Here is a 22,346-nt window from a genome sequence, read left to right as displayed (position 1 = left end):
TTTCCAGAGGAAGTTATTGTTCATAGTGATAGAGGTAGCCAGTATTGCTCGAAAGATTATCGAGACCTCATAACTGCTTATAATCTAAAGCAAAGTATGAGTAGAAAAGGAAACTGCTGGGATAATGCGTGTGTTGAGAGCTTCTTCCATTCGATGAAGGTTGAAGCGATCCAGTACGAACCGATCATGACCAGAGATGAGATGCGCCAAACAGTCTTCGAGTACATTGAGGTTGATTATAGTCGGACGAGAAGGCACAGTGCTCTTGGGTATCTAAGCCCAGTTAACTTTGAACAGAAAAATGTCGCTTAATGAAGTGTCCAGTCTGGCTGGAGCAGATCAGTCATCATGAGGAAGTTATCTTGTACAAAGTGCAGTGGCATAAAAAGGCCATTTGAGCTTGAAAACGACCTAATGCAACTTAGCTCTGCTAAACCTAGCCATTGATAGTAAGTTGAGAGCGAGTGATTTACTAAAGCTACACGTATACGATGTCTCTTCGCAAGGAGTGATTTATGAGAGGGGTCAATGCATCCGGCAAAAAACGGGCACTGATGTGCACTATGAAATCACTCCTAGAACTCAGCAGAGTATCAGTCAATGGATCTACTCTGCATCCCTAGAAGCAAGCAGTTGTTTGTTTCCAAGTTGTCGCCGTAAAGGACAACCTATCAGTTACTCATTTTATCGTTCGATTATAAGGTGTTGGGCTGCAAAACTGGGGTTGAATGCAGACTATTATGGGACTCATTCAATGCGTCGCACCAAAGCTACTTTGATCTATACCAGAACAAAAAACATTAGGGCAATACAGACTTTACTAGGACATTCGAAGCTAGATAATACGATTCGTTACCTTGGAGTTGAACGGGAAGACGCTTTGAGACTTTCAGAGCAAACTGACTGCTAGAAGCATTGGCACAGGCTTTTCTCCACCGTTGAAAAGCCTGTGTCCAGTATTGATTCGGTCTGATTTATCTTATCCCGATTTTTGCTAGAACGGCCGCTCTCTTAGTTTTTTCGAGTCATATTTTTCTACAAGGCTTGTTCCGTTGTAGAAAAATTGCCAAATCTATCCTTATGCGGACATAAATAACCTATAATAATAGTTAAAGATGTATGCTCTCACATAACTACACGTCGCATAACGCTAGCGATAAAAAGAGCCTAGTAATTAGGGGTTACTGTAGAGCTTGAGATATAGTTAGAAATCATACTAGCTAATAATTTCTGATTATATTAGAAGTTTAAATAGACCGTCCCTATCCTAAGGCAACACTTAGTAACTAATCGTAAACTGCACACAAATTACTCTAGTTGATTAAGCGCTACCTACCTCATTCAATTTTGCATAGGTCAAATTCCTTACCTATAGCCGGAGGGCATGCTCATGCTCCCAAGTAACAATTCTTCAGGAAACCCCTGGGGCGGAGGTCAGCAAGATTCTCCACATTTGAAAAAAGCTTTTCATACTATTCTTCAGCACTTCAAGAAAATTCTTATCGGTGGCGGACCGTCGAGCTTTTTTTCTCCATTTATTATTTTATTTTTAGCTCTCATTTTATGGTCAACATTTTATACCGTCCCAAGTGATTCTGTCGCTGTCATACAACGCTTTGGTAAGTATGTAAATAATGTTCCTGCGGGGCTCCATATCAAGGTTCCACTTGGTATTGACACGGTAAAAATAGTTCCAGTTAAACGTCAGCTGAAACAAGAGTTTGGTTTTACGACGCCAGGAGCTAATGATCCTCACCAAAGTCCCAGAGTGAACGATCGTCGCCAAGAGACACAAATGGTCACTGGTGATTTAAATGCTGCCCTTGTGGAGTGGGTAGTTCAATATCGAATTTCTGAACCTATTAAGTTTTTGTTCGAAGTCCGGGAACCTAGTGAAACGCTTCGATATGTTTCTGAGTCCGTAATGCGTGAAGTTGTCGGGGATAGAACTGTAGATGAAGTGATCACAATAGGCCGACAAGAAATTGAATATGAAGCGCTTTCAAAAATGCAGGCGCTCTCAACAAAATATGCCTTAGGGATAAGTATTGACCAAGTGCAATTGAAAAACATCAACCCTCCTCAACCTGTTCAGGCATCATTTAACGAAGTGAACCAAGCCCAACAGGAAAAAGAAAAGCTTATTAATGAAGCTCGTCGAGATTACAACAAAGTGATCCCTTTAGCTTTAGGAGAAAAAGATCAAAGGATCAGAGAGGCTGATGGTTATCGTTTAAAAAGAGTGAATGAAGCCGAGGGGGATACAGCGCGATTTAATGCACTATTGATTGAGTACGTTAAAGCTCCAGAAGTGACCAAACGAAGAATCTACTTAGAAACCATGCAAGCTGTATTACCGAATATTCGGGCCAAAATTATCATTGATGAGCGAGCAAACAATATCTTACCTTTACTTAATCTCAATAAGACACAAGGAGGTGCACAATGAAACCGAAAAAAATAGGAGTCATAACCGCATTAGTTTTATGTGTCTCTCTTGGTATATACAACGCACTTTACACCGTGAGTGAAGTACAACAGGTCATTATTACTCAGTTTGGGAAACCAATAGGAGAACCTGTTGTGGATGCAGGGTTAAAGATAAAAATGCCATTCATTCATGAAATTAACACTATAGACAAAAGAGTGTTAGAGTGGGATGGCAACCCTTCCGATATGCCCACAAAAGATAAGCTGTATATTTCAGTTGATTTATTCGCTCGGTGGCGAATAACCGACCCACTTCAATACTTTTTAAGAATCAAAGATGAGCGTAGTGCACAATCTCGTCTTGACGATATTTTGGGAAGTGAGACGCGAAATGCTGTCGCAAAGCATGAACTAATCGAAATAATTCGTACCAACAAAAACAGAAAACCGTTACGAGATGCCTTATTAAGTGACACTGAAGGAGAGTTAAAAATTGGCACCCTTGTTCCTATTAAAAAAGGGCGTCAACTAGTAGAACAAGAAATATTCTCTGCTGCGTCAGAAAAAATAAAGATATTTGGTATTGAATTGCTCGATATTCGCTTCAAACGTATTAATTACAATGAAAGTGTTCGCCCTAAAATTTACGAGCGAATGATTAGTGAGCGTCGGCAAATCGCGGAACGTTTTTTATCCGAAGGGAATGGGGAAGCTGCGAGGATTCGTGGTGACCGAATCAGAGATTTGAATAAAATCCAGTCTGAAGCCTATCGTGAAGTCGAAGAGATTCGCGGACAAGCTGATGCCAAAGCCGCCGAAATTTATTCGTTAGCTTACAATAAAAGCCCTCAAGCGAGAGACCTTTATGAGTTCACGCGAACAATGCAGTCTTACTCAACTATCATTTCAGAAAATACAACGCTTGTTTTATCTACTAACAGTGACATATTCAGGTTTCTCAATAGCATTGAAGGTAACTTAATACCTACAGTTGAAAATAATGAGTAAAAAAGTCCCAATAGTACCAACTAATCCGACTCGATTACCAAAAGAGTACATTGATTGGGTTGCTCAACCAGTAAACCGTTTTATACATATTGAATCCGCAGCAGGCATTGTTCTATTTGTTTCAGCAGTACTTGCTGTTTTAATTGCCAATTCAAATCTAAGTGAAGAGTTTGCTCATTTTTGGCAGATTTCGGTAGGGATTACTTTCGGTGATTTAGTCTTTGAGCGTTCTTTACACAAATGGATAAACGATGCAGGAATGACTTTGTTTTTCTTTCTCATTGCCTTAGAACTTAAGCGTGAGTTGGTGCTGGGTGAACTTCGTAATCCTAAATTAGCTGTACTTTCCATTGCTGCCGCTCTTGGTGGGATGTTTTTACCTCCTCTTTTCTATTTATTTATCCAATTTGGTGAACCAGGGCATCATGGTTGGGGGACTGTGATGGCGACGGATACCGCATTTGTGATCGGGTGCCTAGCGCTCTTAGGACGAAGTATTCCGAGTAGCTTACGAATATTCATGTTATCAATGGCCGTAGTCGATGATATTGGCGCAATCTTTGTTGTGGCTATTGGTTATGGTAATGACATTGAATGGCGGCCCGTCGTTTATGCATTAATAGGTTTTATTATTGTTCAAGGTATGAGCTTCTTGGGAGTTCGCAGTATTGTACTCTTCTCTCTTGTTGGAGGAATGATATGGTTGTCGGTCGACATGTCTGGTATACATCCGACAATTACTGGTGTGATTCTAGGCTTATTAACCCCCACAAATAAGTGGGTCAGCAAGCAACACCTCTCCACTATTGTGAACTCAATAGTGGCATCATCACCTATGAAGCAATGGAGCGGAGATAAGATTGAAGGAGAGACTTTAAGGACAGCTGCGGCGGCGGCCCGTGAAACGCTTTCACCGGTCGAGCGCTTAGAAATGTTACTTCATCCTTGGGTCGGGTTTATCATCTTACCACTATTCGCCTTTGCTAATGCTGGGATTTCACTAACCAGTACGAACGCAACTTCTCCAATTACTTTTGCTGTCTTTTTGGGTTTTGTTTTTGGCAAGCCTATAGGTATTGTGCTGTTCAGTTGGATATCCGTAAGACTCCGGGTAGCCATGCTTCCAGAAAATATGAATTGGGGAATGATTTTTTGGGGGGGGATGCTAGCTGGCATTGGTTTTACGATGGCATTGTTTATCTCAGAGTTAGCCTATAGCACTGATCAAATTAATGCAGCAAAACTTGGAATTTTCTCAGCTTCCATCTGTTCAGCTTTACTCGGTCTCACTTTTTTACGGTATTTCTCTGTAAGAGAAAAACAGAACAACATCTGAATCTGAAATGTATAGACAGTCTGCGGTGAAAAACTACCGCAGACTGCTACCCCGTAATCTAAGACGCGAGACTTCACTATGACATTTTAGGAATATTAGCTGTCAGTTGCTTCAGAACATATTGAAGAATACCCCCCGAGTTAAAATACTCTAGTTCCTTAGGGTTATCTATACGAGCAGTAACAGGTATGGTGAGCTCAGCACCTTGCGCTGTTACTACGATAATATTGAGCTCCAATAACGGCTTTATAGGTTCGTGGGGGGCAATAAAAACAGTCTCATTACCCTCTAAAGTCAGTGAATTTAATTCATCTGGTCGCATCAGTTGAAGAGGCAGTATGCCCATACCGACTAAATTACTACGATGAATTCGCTCAAACGATTCCGCGATGACCGCTTTCACATTCAATAACAAACAACCTTTTGCCGCCCAGTCACGACTAGAGCCTGAACCATAGTCTTTGCCAGCAAATATTACCAACGGAACGTTAAGTTCGATTGACCTCCTGCTGGCGTCGTAAATAGGAATGATGGGAGGCGCTTTCTCAGTGGTTGACATGTTACAGTCATCCAGTTTGGTATCGCCGTAACATCGCGTGACACCGCCTATCGTCGGGGAGGCGATTTTGTTTTCCAAACGTACATTTGAAAAAGTCCCACGAACCATGATGTGATGATTTCCTCGGCGTGAACCATAGCTATTAAACTCTTCAGGTGTGATGTTTTTTGAAAGTAGATATTGACCCGCCGGGCTATGTTCTGAAATGCGGCCTGCTGGTGAAATATGGTCGGTCGTAATTGAATCCCCCAAAATGGCTAATATACGCGCTGATTCAACAGGAAAAGTCGGCGGTGGTATTTCCAAAAAAGGAGGGCGTTGTATGTAAGTAGAGCCTTCGTCCCAAGGGTAGCAGGGGCTATCTTTCATTGACAATTGTTCCCACTCTTCATCACCTTCAGTAATGTCGCTGTAGCTCAATCTAAAGTGGCTCTCATGGACTTGATTTAGCATTTCATCCAGCATGGCTTGGCTTGGCCACAGATCTTTTAGATAGACGGGCTCGTTGTTACTATTGAGCGCAATTGGGTCTTTTTCTAAGTCAATACAGGTCGTACCCGCTAACGCAAATGCGACGACTAAAGGTGGCGAGGCAAGCCAGTTTAGGCTAACAGAGGGGTGTACTCTACCTTCAAAGTTGCGATTACCTGATAATACCGCCGATACATTCAGGCTGTTTTCCGAGATCTCAGTTTCAAGATTGTTTTTTAATGGGCCAGAGTTACCAATGCATGTTGTGCAACCGTATCCAACTCGATGAAATCCCAATAGGTCGAGGTAGTCTTGCAAACCCGTATCATTGAGATATCGAGCGACAGCTAATGAACCGGGGGCGAGAGAAGTTTTGACGTAGCTAGGAACGGTCAACCCTTTTTTAACTGCTGCCTTAGCCACTAAACCCGCAGTCAGCATAACAGCGGGGTTTGACGTGTTAGTGCACGAGGTGATAGCTGCAATGACGACATCACCATGATGTAAGGGTCTGGATGATCCTGGCTGGCTTGAGTTTGCGGCACCTTCAATAGCACATTGGTCAAGAGTCGCTTGCTTAATGGCGCTGATGTTAAGTCTGTCTTGAGGTCGTTTGGGCCCTGCTATTGAGGTACCGATGGCAGATAAATCGACTACAACATTTTCGTCATACTCTGGTGAAGGGCGGTTTGTATCCCACCATAGATCTTGCTCTAGGGCGTATGCCCGCACTCTATCAATCAGTGAAGAAGGGCGGTTTGTCATGGTTAAATAGGCGATAGTATTTTCATCAATTGGGAAAAATCCGCAAGTGGCTCCATACTCTGGTGCCATATTGGCAAGCGTTGCTCGGTCTGCCACCGATAGAGTGGCTAAGCCGTCACCATAGTACTCAACGAACTTACCAACCACGCCATGAGACCTTAACCTTTCTGTGATCGTCAAAACCAAATCGGTCGCAGTCACACCGGGACGCAATTGCCCATCAAGACGTACTCCGACAACTCGTGGGATAGCGATATTTAGTGGCTGACCAAGCATTGCAGCTTCGGCTTCTATGCCTCCCACTCCCCAACCCAACACGCCTAATCCGTTTATCATAGTGGTGTGGCTATCGGTTCCTATTACCGTGTCTGGTGTTAACACTCTTTTTTCGTCTTCGCGCACAACTTGAGATAGATATTCCAGATTGACTTGATGGCATATCCCCTTACCGGGAGGGATCACTGTCAAGTTACGGAAGTTTTTTTGTGCCCATTTTAGAAATGTATAACGCTCTCTATTTCGTGCCATTTCATGTGCGCGATTTGTTTGTATCGAAGATTCTGAACCTGATTGATAAACAATTAACGAATGGTCTATGACAAGATCAACCGGACATTTGGGTGTTACATAACTCGGATCTCCGCCTTCTTGAGCTACTGCATCTCTTATTGCGGCTAAATCGACTAAAGCAGGTATCCCAGTATAGTCCTGCATCAGTACTCTACTAGGATAGAAACTTAATTCTGATGAATTACCATTGCTCTCTGAGTCGAGAGCCTTATTTTTAAAGAGCAATTCTTCAATAATTTGAGATGACTCTTTTAAATCAGAGGTTTGTCGCATTACATTTTCAATAAGCAGACGTTTAGTTACGGGAATTTTGGACAGGTTTACTTGATAATATTGGGCAAGTTTTTTTAATGACCAGTATCTATATTCTGTGCCTTTTACATTCAGTGACCTTAGATATGTTTGGCGCCATGCTTTCTCGTTGGTGGGTATCATGATTTGTTTCCTTTCAATGATGGTTGACCTTTATAAAAGGCACCTCCTTGTCATAGACATGTTTTCTGGGACACTTTTATATTTCCCATATCCAAATAGCTTTGATCAGCTGAAAATCTATAACCTGAAAGGATCAGAGTTGAATTTCGAAAAGAAGGAAGAAGTTGGAATGGACTTTTACCATCAAACAATAACTAGACAAAAAATGAAGGCAAAGCATTTGATTACTATGCCTTCAGCCGTATCTAGATGAGAGCCACGTTTGTTGCGTGCGGCCCTTTCTCACCTGGTTCAACTTCAAAACTTACTTTTTGCCCTTCCAACAGGGTCTTAAACCCATCAGACGAAATCGAACGGAAATGGACAAAAATATCCTTGCCATCACTATCTTTGGTGATAAATCCAAAGCCTTTATTCTCGTTAAACCATTTTACTGATCCAGTTTCTCTGTCAGACATATATACCTCGACTAATCCTATAGGTTAAGGCTCTGGTAACTAGAGCTATTTCATAGTCACTCAAGAGGGCTGTCTCAGAAGTTAAACGAAAAATTTCGAAAATAACTGTGAAAGGAAACTTGTTTTATAATGAAAAAATAACTCAAATTCGCGGAGCTACTTTAAGTATAAGCCTTAAATTGAAAATAGTTAGTTTAGTCTTCGGTCATATTTTAATTTGACTGTAAGGTTATGATTTTAAAAATATTAGTAAGTTTCTAACGCGTTAGCTAACAAAAAATGACTTTATGCCGATTGCGAGCAAATAGCCGAAGTTGCAACACGCTGGTATTTGCGATGCTTACAATGCTAATTTAACTAGTGCTGTTACTCACTTTTGTCTATTTTATGCTGACTTGTGTAGTATCATTGTTTCTTTCATAGCCAACGTGGACGTGGTGCGAAATTCAGTCAACCATCAAAATAGGATTATATGTGAGCAAGTTACCTAAACCGACACAAAAGCAGAAACAACTTGGTCTTAATCCGAAAGGAAAAAGGATTGGGCGGATACCAGAAGAGTTGAAGAGAAAGGATGTCCACAAACGAATAGAAGATATTGAGGAACAAAAGAAGTGGGATAAGGAATGGGGATTGTGAGTTCAAGAAACCTCTCTGAACTTATCAATATGACACTCCTCATGCATTCTGAAAAACTGAGTAACTTGGAAAGAGACATGCTTGCAGGTTTACTCGACCAACTCTACTGTGAACAGACTTTGACAGACAAACAAATTAAACTGTGTCAAAGGCTAATACGAAAAACTAATCAAGCCTGTGTATTTATTGATGACACTCCAAACGAACCGTGATTGCTAGGCAATGTCAGTCTTCGATGTTATCAACCCAGCCTTGCTCAAGCGTCAATCGAGTCAGAACTTGATCCATTAAATCTTTGATTTCAATTTGATCAGTACCCTCTGGCGCATGATGCTCTGCTGAGCGCTTTGCGTTCGTTAGGTTTTTCATGAAGATAGCTTCGCTATCCATCACGGCGTGTCTCACGTTGAAGTAAGTGACCTGGTAGGTCGGCATAGTATTATTCCTTCTGTGGGGGCGTGAAGATGTGATGCTTTCAATATAGCACTTTTTCATGCTATAGCATTCTAACTGACTTAGCCTTCTTGATTAAAATTGACTCGTCAAATCACTGATTATCAAGAAATATGAACGCAAAGCCTACTTCTCTGCCTTCCAATATGATGATGCGAGTTCGACTCTCGCTGTACGCTCCAAATCCACAAACTAACGCACACTATGACTGACATTTATCATCGCCCACCATTGTTTAAGCAACATAACGCCGCTCCCGCTATGATGTACCTCCCAGACATGTCGTGGGTGCTAATGATGCTTAGAGATTATCTATTGAAGAGCACGGTCTTTCAATGGGCAAATATTGAGCATGCCTTAAGGGGAATGGTGCAACACCCATACTTTTCCTAATACCTAATAGTCTAAATAGAGTAAATTTCCTAACCAACTTTTGTCCAGATACTTCACAATTGGCACTTCGTAGCACAGAAGTGCCCCAAAGCTTGTTAGCCTTTTGAAATCGAATGGGAGTAATACATTTATTTTACTTGAATTTGGCTAATGCCAAGTTATCAGCAATAACACTCTTTACTTGCCCGTATGCATATAAATTCGAATCTATTAGCTTGTCTAGAAAATGTTATCAATAAACAGGGTTAACTATAAATTTACAAGCTGATGGAGCTAATAAATTTTATAAGCAAGGATGCAATTATTTAGACGGTGATGTTCATTTTTAATAATCACAATCATTAAAAATGATTCTTTCAACTCTCTTTCCAACAGCACTTACAATATAAATATTCTTGTCCTGTTTAGTCTCTGTTTTGTATTTAGACACGATGACTAATTCATTCTCAGTCACGTTTACTTGCACTTCAATATCCGAAATGCTGGTTCGAAGAGAGTTTTTACTTTCAGTCACTGTATTAAATTCTAATTTTTTATCAAGAGAAGATTTAACACATTCTATATCTAGAACAACATTTTTAATAATCTTTGAGGTATATGATTCCGAGTATGATTCATACTTATAATCACACCCTGAAAATAAAATAATAAAAATGGTATATACAAGTATATTTTTCACTATATCTCCAAATTGATAAATCAAAATTTATTTTTACGTGTTAATTAATGAGTGATTGTAAGATTAAAATAATCACTTCATGTTTTACCATAGGGTTTAATTATTAGTAATTTATTTAACCATCTAGACCGATTATTAAATCATATCTTGAAGCTAAAAATTAATTCAATTTCATCATCAAGTCTTCTACCCGTTGGTATAAATCCGAGCTTTTGGTAAATATGGAGAGCATTCCCTTCATCTTTATCCATTGTGGTCAGGGACACGCCTTGTAAACCGATAATGGAAGCGTATCGCTTACTAAAGTTAATCGCTTGATTTCCCAATCCCTTTCCTTGAAAACGATGGTCAATCATGACGCGCCACACGTACAAATGATCCTTTTGAAAGTGATCATCGAACTTGTCGAGTAGTCTTGGATCGATAAGAGAGATGAGCCCTGCTGGTTTGTCGTCTAAATAAATGCCGTAACTGACGCTATCGTCGTTGAAACTCGCCTCTGCAAGCCATTCTGCGTTATTAGCAATGAGGTGTTTTTGGGACTCTTCCACGGAGAGGTCGATAATGTCATCGATGGTGTTACCGTTTATTTTTAAAAAGCCAACGTTATTCATGGTAATCTCCCTTGGATAGGTATTTATCTAAAACTATTTGCGCAATATAAAGATCTTGATAGGCAATTCCTGAGCTATCAAAAATAGTAATGTCGTTTTTGTTCCTTTCTTTTAATTGAAGATTGTCACCGATCTGATAGATCTCTTTATCTGGCGCATGCTGGAACTCACCAATTGTTTTGGACTGAGATAAATAATCACAGTAGAGGGTGGCGTTCTCAAATAGCGATGGTGGAAGTTCCTGTTTTCCTATTTTATCTGCTCCCATTGCAGAAATATGAGTTCCAGGTTTTACCCATGAAGATTCAAACAAAGGAGCGGTGGACGCTGTAACGGTAACAATAATATCTGCGCTTTCACAGGCTTCTTGAGCGGATTTGATGTCTGTTGTTAACCCTTCTTTGCTTAGCTCTTGCGCTAGTTGGTTGGCGTTAGTCTGATTTCTACCAACAATCAGGACTTTAGATAGATTCCTAACTTTTGAAATGGCAAGCGCTTCGTATTTAGCTTGATGGCCTGTGCCAAATAACGCGAGTACAGATGAATCTTGTCTCGCCAGTAGATCAACAGCGATGGCATCAGCTGCTGCAGTTCGGTAGGCATTGACCAAACTTGCTGACAAAATGGCTTTCATTTCCCCCGTATCCGGTGAAAGAAGAAAGATATGAGTACCATGGTTCGGTCGCCCAAACTGATTATTGCAAGGCCAATAGCTTCCCATTTTCCAACCAAGTAATTGATTTGTGCATGCTGATTTGAGTGAAAACATTGAGCCTTCGATCGGGCCTGATGCGTTAACGACCGGAAATATTGATGAGTGCTGATCTTGTACTGAAGAAAATGCCGCTTTGACCGCTTTGTATGCCAGCTCGTGAGAAATTAACGCTGCTGTCGTTTTTTCATCTAGATAAATCATGTTTACCACCCTGAAACACGTTGCCATTGCTCAATTTGACCCTCGACCAAGTCAAAGACATAGTATTTACTGTGCATCGCGCTTGTAGAGCATGCATGATTTGGGACGATGTGTACTCTAGAACCAATGGGAAAACATTCGAAGTCGATCTCGCTTCCAGAAGCCGCTTCGAGTATGCCGTGCTCTTGATTTACCTGCACTACTTTCAGTATTTGACTCTCTTGGCCATTCGGTTGGAGAACCACGCCATAACATTGTTCGTCATGACCTTTATCTAAAGAAAGAGCCATCCATCCAGCATCAACAAATATTTGCCCCCTCGATTTGTTGTGTCCAATAACACTACTTACTACTGAGATTGCGATATCGTTTAAAGTACATACTCCAAGCCGATGCATCACTAAGTCAAACAATGAATAGACGCCAGCTCTGACTTCTGTGATTCCACTTGTGTTTGTGTATGAGCATGCCGTCGGGGTAGAACCCACGCTGACTATTTCGCAGTAAATCCCAACCGACTCGAGGCGTTTCGCCGCAAGTTGTGCAGTCGCTACTTCATTACTGGCGGATTGGTTTAACGCTTCTCGAGACTTACAGTGGTAAGACTCACCTGCGTGGAGCATCACCCCTTTAAAATTGCCCAAACCCTTACCTAAGCTCTTAGCCATTGCAATCAGGGCTTCGGAATCTGCACTTACTCCACCTCGGTGTCCGTCGCAATCAATCTCTATCAGGCAGCTAATAACACACCCACGTTCTTGACAGTAGGCGTTAACGAAATCGACTTGTTCCATGCTATCAAGTAAAACCACAATACTCATGCCACGTTTCAGTAACTGCTCGACTCGTAATAGTTTTTCTTGTGATATGCCAACTGCATAGAGAATATTTTTACAGCCATAACTGGCAAGCTGTTCTGCTTCCTCAAGAGTGGATACAGTGATTGGAGCCTCTAGAGAGTCAATTAAGTAAGGAAGCGCATCTAACGACTTTACTGTTTTAAAGTGGGGTCTTAGTGGTGTGCCTAGTTTCGACATATGGCTGCGCATTTGAGCAAGGTTGCTCAAAAATTTTTGTTTATCCAAATAGAGAAATGGTGTGCCGATGGCATTGTATTGTTTTTCTAAATCAGGGTGTTCCGTATGCTTAATCATTTCATTTACCTAAACTTGCAAAGTGAAATTAACTATTGATGAAATGATTATGAAGTAGGAAGAAGTTGAATTATATTAACAAAAATCTACTTATACATTAGGTTGGAAGTTAATGTTAACGACAGAAGATATTCGATTTCTTGTGGTAGTTTCTAACCATAGAACATTGGCAGATGCGGCTCGTACGCTCAATATAACGCCGCCATCAGTCACTCAGCGTATTCAACATATCGAAAAGAAGCTATCGCTTAAGTTACTTCAACGGCCTTCGCGCGTGGTTAGCTTAACAGAAGAAGGGCGCGTTTTAGTTGATACTGGTATTTCGATCCTTGAAGATTTGGACGAGCTCACCGATAAACTCAATGAAAGCAGAGGGGATGTCAGTGGTTGTCTAAGAGTATTGGCGCCCCTTGGCTTTGGCAACGATGTGATAGCCCCTTTATTAGGTGAGTATAAAAAAGCTCATCCTCGCCTAGAGGTGGAGCTAGAGTTATCAGATAAGCCAAACTGGGCCAACCATCATAAATGGGACATTATCATCTACATTGGTCACCTGGCGGACTCCAGCCTTAAGATGGTGAGTTTAGCCCCAAACAAGCGCTTTGTTTGCGCTTCGCCGGAGTATTTATCTCGTCATGGACAGCCTAAGACTCCGCAAGATCTTAAGAAGCATCAATGTATTGCGTTGAGAGAAAATAATGAAGATGTCACGTTGTGGAGTTTTACTCATGCAGTAACAGGGGCCATAGAAAGTGTTCGTATTCGTCCTTCTCTTGCAAGTAATGAGGGCAGAGTGATTAAAGACTGGGCCTTAAGAGACTTAGGGATCATCATGCGATCTGAATGGGATATTCAATCACAGATTGATAGTGGTAAATTAGTGCGATTATTGCCAGATTATGAGCTTCCAAATGCCGATATTGTTGCCCTCGTGAGTTCTGCTGCGCATGAGAGGTCAGCGCGAGTCACTGGCTTTTTATCTCTATTAAAAGATCAATGCCAAAAAGCGCCGTGGTTAAGTTGATAGTATGTTGTTATCAGAGGTGTGCCAGCGCCGATCATAGCAAACACACCTTTGCCCCTTTTCTTGTTTACTTAGTGTTTCCATTAGTATCGCTTTCAGGATTTCGTCATAATTATTCTAATGGTCCCGACTCCTATAAACGTACAAAGCCAGCAACATAACTTTGCTGGCTTCATTAACTCATTAAATTATTCTGATTTTCAACCGTGTTTAGAGGTAAATTGCAGCACAACCTCATTGATTTCTTGAGGTTTATCGAGTTGCACCCAGTGAGTCGCGTCATTCACACGAGCAAATTCAAAACTGGCATTTTCACCGATGAAATGCACAGAGTCCTTCATTTGTTTCTCACCTAAATAGTAGTCATGTTCTGACCAAATACCCAAACAAGGTGCTTGAACCAGACCAAGGTCTTCAGCGTTCATCGGGCTCTCTAGGTTTAATGCGTTGCGATACCAGTTAATCGCTGGAACGATATCTTTACCTTCTTTAAAGCTTTCTTTCCAGTGTTCCCATTCGGGGTGGTTTCGGATCCATTCTTTGAATAGTTTCCAATCATCGGCAGCAAGTAAGTCTTGCGCCATTGGCAATTGGAAAAAGAAGAAATACCACGACATTTCACGCTGTTGGATATCAGGCATACTGAGTAGTACCAGTGGATGACCAACTGAAATTGCAGTCAGAGATTTTGTAGCTTGTGGGTAAATGCCCGCAAAAGCCCAAGATACAACCGCACCCCAGTCATGACCGACAACATGAGCCTTCTCTATATTAAGGTGATCGAGAACAGCTTTCACATCTGAAGCAAGCATCGTGATGTGATAATGCTCTTTTTCCATTGGCTTGGACGTTTTACCGTAGCCACGCATGTCCAAAGTAATGACACGGTAGCCAGCACTGACAAACGGGTCAACTTGGTGACGCCAAGCATTCGCTGAGTCAGGGAAACCATGAACGAAAATAATCGGTTCACCTTGACCTTTTTCATAAGCCTGAATGGTAATATCACCATTTATTACTTGGAATTCACGACCTAGATGTGACATATCTGTATTCATATTTTTTCCTTCTTATAATCAGTAGTCGCTGGTAGCGACTACTGAATAAGTGACAACGAATTATTTGTCAGACTGACCAAGCATTTTTGCTAGATCTTGTAAGCCTTTATCGTTTTTCCAATCATAAATTGGGTCAAACAATCCCATTAGCTGAGAGGCTTTAGCATTACTACCTTGAATGACTTTAACTTTTCCTGCTTTTAGCAGCTCATCAAAAGTCGCAATGTTGTTGTAAATTTCAGCCCAAACTTCTGGTTTCATTTGTACGGTCACATCTGATTTAGCTTTGCTTACTTCAGCGTTATCAAGGTAATTTACTACTGCTCGGCTGATTTCCAATCCATAAACATGGTCTCCCCCAAAATCAAATTTAATTGTTGCTTCAGTATTATCTGAGCGTTCAGGGTTAATACGAATACGGTAATAGTTAACGTAATCATTGATGTTTTGTACGATTGAAGCAGGGGCCGCTGGAACATTCTTAATAATATTTACTTGACCGCGAAGTTCAGCAGCTTGTGCTAAATAGAAAGAACGTGAGTTGGTTGATGTGGCACGGTAGCCCATTTGTTCCAATGCATCGGCTTTTAACTCTTTGTTTTTCTTATTAGGGTTACTTTGCACTAAGTAATCAGACACTTGTGCTGACCACAAGTAATCACCGTTATCAAATGCTTGTTTGGCTAGGTTGTAGGTTTTATCTTCCCCTCCCATCGCGCTAACCATACGCATCGCTTCATCTTTTGGATGTAACTTATTTAAGTGAGCGGCATTGCGGTCATATTGACCAAACAACGCGGTATAAATACGCGGCGGCATAATCGAAATTTCACCATAGTTTTGAACTAGAATCGGTGATTCTTTCAGATATTTAGGCAGTTTTACGCTATAGCGAAGTTCGTCTGGCCCCTGACCCAAAGCAATATTTTTTAATGACTGATCAAGAACAAACGCTAAACCATCGTGGTAACTTTTCAAGCGAGCATCGATTTTATCTTTCCCCACAAGTGAAGTGGAATGAGTTGAAAGTAAGATTTCAGGCTTTAGTTCTTTTATCTTGTTTAATGCGCCCATCCAATCATTTGGGTTGCGGTAACGACCACCACGGGCACTATAGATATTAGGGAACCAACCCCAAACAACATTATTCAATACCGCTTTTTTGCTTGGAACATAGACCATCAACTGGTTTGAGGTATCAGTACCAATTCCGTCTATGTAGAACACCATATCCAAGCCTGCCACATTGATGGTTTGACCATCATGAGTTGGCGATAAATTCACGGGTACGAAACCACTTTGGTCTGGCATTACGGTATTTTTATAGGCGGCATTATCCCCTTTATTAGGCAGGTAAGCGTTAAACTGCTCGATACTACGAGCCATGGTGATGCCGCTAGTCTCAGGATGTATTGACGATACACCACCATTTTTGGCAATAGATGCATTGGTGTTAGGGTGTCCAATAATCTTAATATCAGTATTACCACGGGCCGCTTCTTGTTCTAACATGTAGCGTGCGCCGAAAGTGTAGTGTTCATGCGAATACACGATGGCTGCAATAGGTTTATTCGTTTCTTTACGCAGCATAGTATAGAACTCTTCTGCGTCATGACCGTTGTCGCCAGTGTCGTAGATAATTAGACCTTCAGGAGCTTCGATGGCACTCATGTTAACAATTGAGCGTGAGCCAAAAGTCCAGATACCGTCGGCAATTTTTAAAGTAGTTGGGTCATCATAAGAAGCTCGCTGTTCACTATGTGTCCCCAAATTCCAGAATGATGCGGTTTCTTGATTGACCTTCGCTTTATTGCCATTTTCTGGAAGATGAGTAAGTGGGGTATCTTTAGCATTCATGTAAGGAGAGCTAAAGTCAGGATTATTTGCTGCAAATGTAGTGGTGGTTGTTAATGTCAATGCAGAAATTAAGGCGATGTTCAGAGCTTTCATTTTCATATCTATACTCTTTTGTTTGGACCAAATAAAGACCATTTTGCTATTGTAAAAATAGTAATGATAGTTAAGACTATCTTGCGAATATTGCAAGAAGGTGCATGTGCATGGATTTACAGAATCGCTATTTAGATTTGCCATTAGAGCTAATGAAAACGATGGTGTTGCTCTATCACAATCCTAATCTTAAAAAAGTTGGAGATATTCTAAAGAAGTCTGAAAGCGCCGTTAGCCGCGATATAACCAAGCTGCGTGAAAGGTTGAATGATCCAATTTTCATTCGCAGCGCTCAAGGAATGGAACTAACCCCTTTAGTACATCAACTCGCCCCACAGATAGAGCAGAACTACAATCAAATTGCGAATATATTGAAGAAAGCCACAACTTCGCGTACTGATTTTTCACAATATACACAGCCCATTGTTATTGCGCTTAACTCTTATATTTATCAGTATGCAGCGGCAAAATTGACCAGTGTGCTGCTGCAACACTTTCCTCAGGCGACATTTTATGTTCAGCGCTGGGGGAAGAACACCGTCGATGCGATTACTGCGGGAGATATAGATATTGGTGTGCACTTTAGCGACTTTGAAACCAATAAAAGCATCACTCAAAGGCATATTTGCAAATACCATGTCTACTTAGCGTGCCATCCCGATGTGCAAATTACCCAATTAGATGATGTGCATGATAATTTACTGATTATGTCTAGGTTACCTTCTTGGAATGAACATCGTTATCGCCTTTTAGAGAAGCTAAAGCTTAAACCTAAAAAAGTTGCCTATGTTGATTCATTATCTACGGCTTACGAAGTTGTTCAAACCGTGCCGTCGGTTTCATTTCTACCTGAGTTTATCTATGACAGTTCAAAAGTGAAAGCCATAAAATTAGATGACAATATTGATTACTCGCTCTCGTCTTTTTTTAAACAAAGTTATAGTCGAGAACCATTTACGCAGCATCTACATAACTTAATACAATCCGTTCTTTCACCCAAAGAGTCTTGATGATCTGCTCCAGCCAGACTGGACACTTCATTAAGCGACATTTTTCTGTTCAAAGTTAACTGGGCTTAGATACCCAAGAGCACTGTGCCTTCTCGTCCGATTATAATCAACCTCAATGTACTCGAAGACTGTTTGGTGCATCTCATCTCTGGTCATGATCGGTTCGTACTGGATCGCTTCAACCATTCATCGAATGGAAGAAGCTCTCAACACACGCATTATCCCAGCAGTTTCCTTTTCTACTCATACTTTGCTTTAGATTATAAGCAGTTATGAGGTCTCGATAATCTTTCGAGCAATACTGGCTACCTCTATCACTATGAAGAATAACCTGCTCAGGGAACCCTCGACGGAACAAAGCCATTGATAATGCATCGCAGACCAGTGTTGCCATCATCTTCGTATCCATTGACCAACCAATTACTTACCGTGAGTAAAGGTCAATGATCACAGCCAAATACAACCAGCCTTCACTTGTGGCAAGATACGTGATATCTCCCGCCCATTTCTGATTCGGGGCCGTTGCATTAAAGTCCTGAGCTAGCAAGTTCGGAGCTACAGGCATCTTATGCTTGCTGTCCGTTGTACACTTAAACTTGCGTGCCGCTTTCGGCGTTAAATCCTGACGCTTCATGCTGGCTGCAATGGTTTTTACATTATGGCTATTACCGTTCTCAGCGAGTTCTTTCTGGATAGGTCTTGAACCATCTCGACCTTTACTGTTGTCAAAAGCATCTTTGACCTTTGTATCAAGCTCTTGACGAATTGTCTCGCGCTGGATGGCCTTGTGACGATGCTTAATCCAATAATAAAACCCACTTAGAGAAACCCTGAACACCTTAGCCATACGGACAACACTGAAGTACAGCAGGTGTTCGAGCATAAATTCATAGCAATCTATTTTAGATTTTTCGCGAAGTAGGTGGCGGCCTTTTTTACGATATCTAGCTCTTCTGCTTGTTCTGCTAACTGCCTTTTGAGCTTGGCTACTTCAGCGGCTAGCTCTTGCTCTCGCTGACTGGTCGTGGTGTCTTTCTTTACAGCCTTACGCCAACCGTAGATCTGAGATTCATGCAAGGAGAGCTGTCTTGCTGCCGCAGCCACTCCCACTTTCTCTGCTAGCTTCAGGGCTTCGGCTTTAAATTCAGGAGAATGAATAATACGTTTCTTTTTGTTTGTCATGGTTCACCTCGTTAGTGATTGTACTCACTTAACTCGGTGTCCAAAACTGGTGGTGCGGATCACTGTTCAAATTGCTTTGCTTTATTTAACCCGCATAGGAGAGCTTGATTGACTCGGCAACGCGCGGTTTTGAGTCGAGAGAGTTTATTGGGGACGGTCTAAAGTAATAGTAACCTTGAGTTAATGAGTGGCTTGTCTTTAACATCTTATGATGTTCGATGTACTCAGCACCCTCGAAGATCAATCCGTGTAAGCAGAAAGGGGCTAAGAAGTACTCTAGTGCTTGTATAGACTCTTGGTCGGCGTGTTTTAGAAAGCTTTTGTCAATCTTGATACGATCCCAAAGTATTTTGCCAAGTGACATGTTAGCCAGCTTGTTGTTACGGTGATAGTCATCCAGCCAAATCTCGATATTGTTCGCTTGTAACACTGATAAGTTTTCGCGTATTTCTTTTGATTCGGTATAACAATCAAGCTCGCTTATCTCAAGAGCAAACTTAGCACCATTGAAGCTTAAAAGCTCACGGACAAAATCTTCGTCAGCTAAGCAAGAGAGTTTAATATTAAAAGAGTGTAGTTGGTGAGGGTATTTTTCAAGAGAAAATCGAATTTGTTGTAAAGCGAGAGTTTGAATAAACGTGTTGTCTATAATGGAAAAGAATACGTCGTTGTTTATGTTGCTTTGAGCAAAAGTGCTTATCTTAGACAAAGTTTCGTAATATTGAATCTCTTGGCTTCTAGGACAGAGGATAGGTTGTACTAACGTTTTTATGTCAAAGTCAGTCAATTTGAAGCTAGGTAGGTAAGGCATATTCCTTTTCATATTATCCACTTTATCCGTTTACTATTACTATGTTTGACTCACACTTAAACATCGTTTCATATTCTATATCTAAAGTTATTACGTCAGGAAATTAAGAATTATAATACCTTTATAAATAATATTTAATGTTCATTAAGCACCATCGAGAAAACAGGTGCCTAATGAACGATGATAGAAATTTATTTCGCAACAACAGACAGTTCTACGTCGAATTCTTCACGACCACTGATGCTGAAATAGTATTGTCCCATTTTGATCGACCCGTCTTCATTTTTTGGGATTGAAATCGTTTCGTTACTGCCATGGGTGTAGTTCGACCATTCGTACTCGAAGTAGTGGCATACTTTGTCGTAACAAGCGTATAGATCGGCATCACCAGTGCCGGAGATAGACACTTCTAGTTGATTATAACTTTCTGAAACATCGACAAAGAAGAGCGTTTCAGAGAACTTTTTACCGTTTACTTGGATGCTGGTATTGAGTTCGATTTTCTTTGGCTTCTCTTTCGGTTTTGGTTGAGAAATATCCGAATCGTCAATGTCTTTCGTCACCTCATCCAGCCACGAATGAAACTCAGTATTGTAAGCAGGCCCTAATCGTTCAAGCAGTTTTACCCACTCTTTGTATTGGCCGGTACGCGAGTAACCTAACAGTTCAGTAACGTCTTCAGGATGCTTCTCTATCATGAAGCGCACAGCTAAGTAGCCCCAGCGATACACACGGTTTAAACCGTCGCTGTAATTCGTACTGAACACGTCTGCCAATGTGTGCGTCTTTTCTTTGCCAAGTACTAGAGCAGCATTGTAGCCCTCTTTGTAATGCATGTATTCAGCAAAACCTTCCAACCACCACACGATACTGCCTTCGCGCATTGTGTCGTGGAAGTCACCGTATTGGTTGAATCGACCATCTAAATAATGCACATATTCGTGCTCTAAGTTTAGAATCGAAAAGTCGTCGTCCCATCCGTTTTGATAAGCGACGAATCGAGGCACATTTCCTTGTTTTGATGGATCTCGCTCAAGGAACTGTCCGCCGTTGTTGGTTGTGTTATCAAAAAGGAAGCTGGAGTAGGTCGAGTAGTCACTTTTGGTTTTAAAAACAATAACATCGACACTATCGCTATGATCATCAGCGACAGGCTGATATCCGGTGTTAACAGTTTGGTGGAAGTCATCTTCTTTGAGGTTTAATGTTTCGCAGCTTGTAATTGCTTGAGCTTCTGTTATCTCTTGAGCAAGAATTCGCGCGGGTCCGCGACAATCATAACTGAATGTCATTATTCGCTGTTTTAATACGGATTTTGAGTTACTTAGCCCTAGCTGCTCAAGATAATCTGATGCATAAGCGTCAACCATTTCGGCGATGCCAACCCAAATTCTGTCTGACTTACCGCCTAGCGGGTAGCGCTTTAACAAAGAATCTAAAGTGTCGACAACGACTTTTTTTGTCTCTGCATCTTCAGTTTTTACCAGCCTAGCGAGCTCTCGTGCGGCATTGCCAAGTAGTTGTTCAGAATCCGTGCCTATCGCCCATTCGTTGTTGGTAATAAAACTACTCAAACGATGGATATAACTTGAGTCAGATTCAATCACATCGTAAAACGCTTTGGTTTGTGAGTGTCCAGCCATAGCGACAAAGATATTGTTGATGGCTTTACGGTAGTAATAGCTGTCGCTTTTGTCCGCTGAAAAGCTATCAAGAATAGCGAAAACATCGGGTGCGGCGATGGCGAGTTGACGAATACTATCAACAACAATCAACATGGATGCGAGCGCTTCTTGTTGTTCGCGACCTTCAGTTAGAGCGTATGGCGAGCGCAAAAATTGTTGAATGGTATTGGCAATATCTACGCTTAATTCAGATGGGAAAGGTTGTAACTTTTTGGCAAAGGTATCGTGTCGGTTTTTATAAGCTGCCTTAATGAACTCACCTAAATAGTATATTTGCTGAGCTTGCTCTTTTGTTCCTTTATAAGCTTCAATTGCCTTTTTTAATCCGCCAGTAATTCGACTCACGCTCATGGTACTGAAGACGACGTCTGCTTGCTCTAACGATGGAGAAAACCACGTTCTCATGCACTCGTAGTCACTGTTTGCGACTCTTGATTCGATATTGACTCGGTCAACCGTAAAATCTTCAACAGTACATTTTCCTTTGTGTGGGAAAAGCTCGGTATCGTCATCTTTCGTGGAATCATCATCGACGGTACTGTCATCATCTGTATCTGTATCTGTATCGTCATCCACAGTTGAATCTACGTCAGCGTTGTCAGCGTTGTCATCGTTTTTGTCGCCAGAATCTACGCCAGCGACGGGAACAGTCTTGACTCCACCGGAAGAATCATCACCACCACATCCAGTTAAAACACCAAGCATGGATAATAGAAGACATGCAGTTTTAATATTTTTCATAGAAT

At 41.3% G+C, this 22,346-nt stretch carries 18 protein-coding genes and 2 pseudogenes; 8 read left to right on the top strand and 12 right to left on the bottom strand.

The genetic code is table 11. From position 1 onward, the window contains the following. The 5 genes and pseudogenes from ACF8EG_RS00535 to nhaA form a co-directional block, all read left to right on the top strand. Nucleotides 1-312: IS3 family transposase (locus tag ACF8EG_RS00535; protein ID WP_392411647.1), on the top strand; the 312-nt coding region annotated here is incomplete at its 5' end. A gap of 36 nt (nt 313-348) precedes the next feature. Continuing rightward, a pseudogene (locus ACF8EG_RS00530) lies at nt 349-910 on the top strand (tyrosine-type recombinase/integrase). Nucleotides 911-1,390: 480 nt separating this feature from the next. Continuing rightward, a complete protein-coding gene (hflK, locus tag ACF8EG_RS00525) occupies nt 1,391-2,449 on the top strand; it encodes an FtsH protease activity modulator HflK (RefSeq protein ID WP_069507231.1) in 1,059 nt (352 codons plus the stop codon). Continuing rightward, nucleotides 2,446-3,438: a protease modulator HflC gene (gene hflC / locus ACF8EG_RS00520; RefSeq protein WP_005379003.1), complete on the top strand. Its 993-nt coding sequence runs from the start codon at nt 2,446-2,448 to the stop codon at nt 3,436-3,438. Before hflK ends, hflC begins: the two co-directional genes overlap by 4 nt. Continuing rightward, nucleotides 3,431-4,774 (top strand): Na+/H+ antiporter NhaA, encoded by a 1,344-nt coding sequence (gene nhaA, locus ACF8EG_RS00515; protein ID WP_069507229.1) that lies wholly within the window; start codon nt 3,431-3,433, stop codon nt 4,772-4,774. The genes hflC and nhaA overlap by 8 nt, the downstream gene beginning before the upstream one ends. A 76-nt stretch (nt 4,775-4,850) precedes the next feature. On the opposite strand, the gene acnA is transcribed toward nhaA, so the two are convergent. Both acnA and ACF8EG_RS00505 read right to left on the bottom strand, forming a co-directional pair. Further along, nucleotides 4,851-7,574, bottom strand: a complete 2,724-nt coding sequence (acnA, locus tag ACF8EG_RS00510; protein ID WP_069507227.1) for an aconitate hydratase AcnA — start codon at nt 7,572-7,574, stop codon at nt 4,851-4,853. Between the two features lie 245 nt (nt 7,575-7,819). Then, nucleotides 7,820-8,032 (bottom strand): cold-shock protein, encoded by a 213-nt coding sequence (locus ACF8EG_RS00505; RefSeq protein WP_005378997.1) that lies wholly within the window; start codon nt 8,030-8,032, stop codon nt 7,820-7,822. A gap of 474 nt (nt 8,033-8,506) precedes the next feature. Here ACF8EG_RS00505 and ACF8EG_RS00500 point away from each other — a divergent pair, with 474 nt between their 5' ends. Continuing rightward, a complete protein-coding gene (locus ACF8EG_RS00500; RefSeq protein WP_175423236.1) occupies nt 8,507-8,671 on the top strand; it encodes a hypothetical protein in 165 nt (54 codons plus the stop codon). Nucleotides 8,672-8,896: 225 nt separating this feature from the next. Here ACF8EG_RS00500 and ACF8EG_RS00495 read toward each other — a convergent pair whose 3' ends face one another. The 5 genes from ACF8EG_RS00495 to ACF8EG_RS00475 all read right to left on the bottom strand — a co-directional run bounded on the left by ACF8EG_RS00495 (nt 8,897) and on the right by ACF8EG_RS00475 (nt 12,880). After that, a complete protein-coding gene (locus ACF8EG_RS00495; RefSeq protein ID WP_005378991.1) occupies nt 8,897-9,106 on the bottom strand; it encodes a hypothetical protein in 210 nt (69 codons plus the stop codon). A 736-nt stretch (nt 9,107-9,842) separates the two neighbouring features. Beyond that, complete coding sequence (locus ACF8EG_RS00490) at nt 9,843-10,196, bottom strand: hypothetical protein (protein ID WP_029803742.1); 354 nt, start codon at nt 10,194-10,196, stop codon at nt 9,843-9,845. Nucleotides 10,197-10,336: 140 nt separating this feature from the next. Beyond that, complete coding sequence (locus tag ACF8EG_RS00485; RefSeq protein ID WP_069507420.1) at nt 10,337-10,810, bottom strand: GNAT family N-acetyltransferase; 474 nt, start codon at nt 10,808-10,810, stop codon at nt 10,337-10,339. Continuing rightward, the gene (locus tag ACF8EG_RS00480; protein WP_020842008.1) at nt 10,803-11,726 is read right to left on the bottom strand and encodes an ornithine cyclodeaminase family protein; all 924 of its coding nucleotides are present in this window, start codon (nt 11,724-11,726) and stop codon (nt 10,803-10,805) included. Before ACF8EG_RS00480 ends, ACF8EG_RS00485 begins: the two co-directional genes overlap by 8 nt. Before the next feature lie 2 nt (nt 11,727-11,728). Further along, entirely contained in the window at nt 11,729-12,880 is a 1,152-nt protein-coding gene (locus tag ACF8EG_RS00475) for an alanine racemase (RefSeq protein ID WP_069507419.1), read from the bottom strand. A gap of 112 nt (nt 12,881-12,992) precedes the next feature. Here ACF8EG_RS00475 and ACF8EG_RS00470 point away from each other — a divergent pair, with 112 nt between their 5' ends. After that, nucleotides 12,993-13,904 carry a LysR family transcriptional regulator gene (locus tag ACF8EG_RS00470; RefSeq protein WP_069491071.1) on the top strand — a complete coding sequence of 304 codons (912 nt, stop codon included), beginning with the start codon at nt 12,993-12,995 and terminating at the stop codon, nt 13,902-13,904. A gap of 200 nt (nt 13,905-14,104) precedes the next feature. Here the strand turns inward: ACF8EG_RS00470 and ACF8EG_RS00465 are convergent, their stop codons facing one another. Together ACF8EG_RS00465 and ACF8EG_RS00460 are read right to left on the bottom strand one after the other, a co-directional pair. After that, nucleotides 14,105-14,962: an alpha/beta fold hydrolase gene (locus ACF8EG_RS00465; RefSeq protein WP_069507418.1), complete on the bottom strand. Its 858-nt coding sequence runs from the start codon at nt 14,960-14,962 to the stop codon at nt 14,105-14,107. Between the two features lie 60 nt (nt 14,963-15,022). Next, nucleotides 15,023-16,918: an alkyl sulfatase dimerization domain-containing protein gene (locus ACF8EG_RS00460; protein ID WP_069507417.1), complete on the bottom strand. Its 1,896-nt coding sequence runs from the start codon at nt 16,916-16,918 to the stop codon at nt 15,023-15,025. A 104-nt stretch (nt 16,919-17,022) separates the two neighbouring features. On the opposite strand from ACF8EG_RS00460, the gene ACF8EG_RS00455 reads away from it, so the two are divergent. After that, nucleotides 17,023-17,922 (top strand): LysR family transcriptional regulator, encoded by a 900-nt coding sequence (locus tag ACF8EG_RS00455; RefSeq protein WP_069488167.1) that lies wholly within the window; start codon nt 17,023-17,025, stop codon nt 17,920-17,922. Between the two features lie 30 nt (nt 17,923-17,952). Here the strand turns inward: ACF8EG_RS00455 and ACF8EG_RS00450 are convergent. The 3 genes and pseudogenes from ACF8EG_RS00450 to ACF8EG_RS00440 all read right to left on the bottom strand — a co-directional run bounded on the left by ACF8EG_RS00450 (nt 17,953) and on the right by ACF8EG_RS00440 (nt 22,305). Beyond that, nucleotides 17,953-19,104, bottom strand: a pseudogene (locus tag ACF8EG_RS00450) (IS3 family transposase). Nucleotides 19,105-19,189: 85 nt separating this feature from the next. Further along, complete coding sequence (locus ACF8EG_RS00445) at nt 19,190-19,927, bottom strand: EAL domain-containing protein (protein ID WP_069505325.1); 738 nt, start codon at nt 19,925-19,927, stop codon at nt 19,190-19,192. Nucleotides 19,928-20,106: 179 nt separating this feature from the next. Then, nucleotides 20,107-22,305, bottom strand: coding sequence for a M9 family metallopeptidase (locus ACF8EG_RS00440; protein ID WP_069505330.1), 2,199 nt, complete (start codon nt 22,303-22,305; stop codon nt 20,107-20,109). Nucleotides 22,306-22,346: the final 41 nt, after the last annotated feature.

The sequence above is a fragment of the Vibrio sp. YQ_11 genome, assembly GCF_043103065.1.
GTDB classification, from domain to species: domain Bacteria; phylum Pseudomonadota; class Gammaproteobacteria; order Enterobacterales; family Vibrionaceae; genus Vibrio; species Vibrio parahaemolyticus.
This window is presented reverse-complemented; position numbering and strand designations above follow the sequence as displayed.

What these genes read in the sequence shown, in the direction of transcription:
- hflK (WP_069507231.1), top strand. Translation starts at nt 1,391, where the DNA reads ATGCTCCCAAGTAACAATTCTTCAGGAAACCCCTGGGGCGGAGGTCAG.
- hflC (WP_005379003.1), top strand. Translation starts at nt 2,446, where the DNA reads ATGAAACCGAAAAAAATAGGAGTCATAACCGCATTAGTTTTATGTGTC.
- nhaA (WP_069507229.1), top strand. Translation starts at nt 3,431, where the DNA reads ATGAGTAAAAAAGTCCCAATAGTACCAACTAATCCGACTCGATTACCA.
- acnA (WP_069507227.1), bottom strand. Translation starts at nt 7,574, where the DNA reads ATGATACCCACCAACGAGAAAGCATGGCGCCAAACATATCTAAGGTCA.
- ACF8EG_RS00505 (WP_005378997.1), bottom strand. Translation starts at nt 8,032, where the DNA reads ATGTCTGACAGAGAAACTGGATCAGTAAAATGGTTTAACGAGAATAAA.
- ACF8EG_RS00495 (WP_005378991.1), bottom strand. Translation starts at nt 9,106, where the DNA reads ATGCCGACCTACCAGGTCACTTACTTCAACGTGAGACACGCCGTGATG.
- ACF8EG_RS00485 (WP_069507420.1), bottom strand. Translation starts at nt 10,810, where the DNA reads ATGAATAACGTTGGCTTTTTAAAAATAAACGGTAACACCATCGATGAC.
- ACF8EG_RS00480 (WP_020842008.1), bottom strand. Translation starts at nt 11,726, where the DNA reads ATGATTTATCTAGATGAAAAAACGACAGCAGCGTTAATTTCTCACGAG.
- ACF8EG_RS00475 (WP_069507419.1), bottom strand. Translation starts at nt 12,880, where the DNA reads ATGATTAAGCATACGGAACACCCTGATTTAGAAAAACAATACAATGCC.
- ACF8EG_RS00470 (WP_069491071.1), top strand. Translation starts at nt 12,993, where the DNA reads ATGTTAACGACAGAAGATATTCGATTTCTTGTGGTAGTTTCTAACCAT.
- ACF8EG_RS00465 (WP_069507418.1), bottom strand. Translation starts at nt 14,962, where the DNA reads ATGAATACAGATATGTCACATCTAGGTCGTGAATTCCAAGTAATAAAT.
- ACF8EG_RS00460 (WP_069507417.1), bottom strand. Translation starts at nt 16,918, where the DNA reads ATGAAAATGAAAGCTCTGAACATCGCCTTAATTTCTGCATTGACATTA.
- ACF8EG_RS00455 (WP_069488167.1), top strand. Translation starts at nt 17,023, where the DNA reads ATGGATTTACAGAATCGCTATTTAGATTTGCCATTAGAGCTAATGAAA.
- ACF8EG_RS00445 (WP_069505325.1), bottom strand. Translation starts at nt 19,927, where the DNA reads ATGAAAAGGAATATGCCTTACCTACCTAGCTTCAAATTGACTGACTTT.
- ACF8EG_RS00440 (WP_069505330.1), bottom strand. Translation starts at nt 22,305, where the DNA reads ATGCTTGGTGTTTTAACTGGATGTGGTGGTGATGATTCTTCCGGTGGA.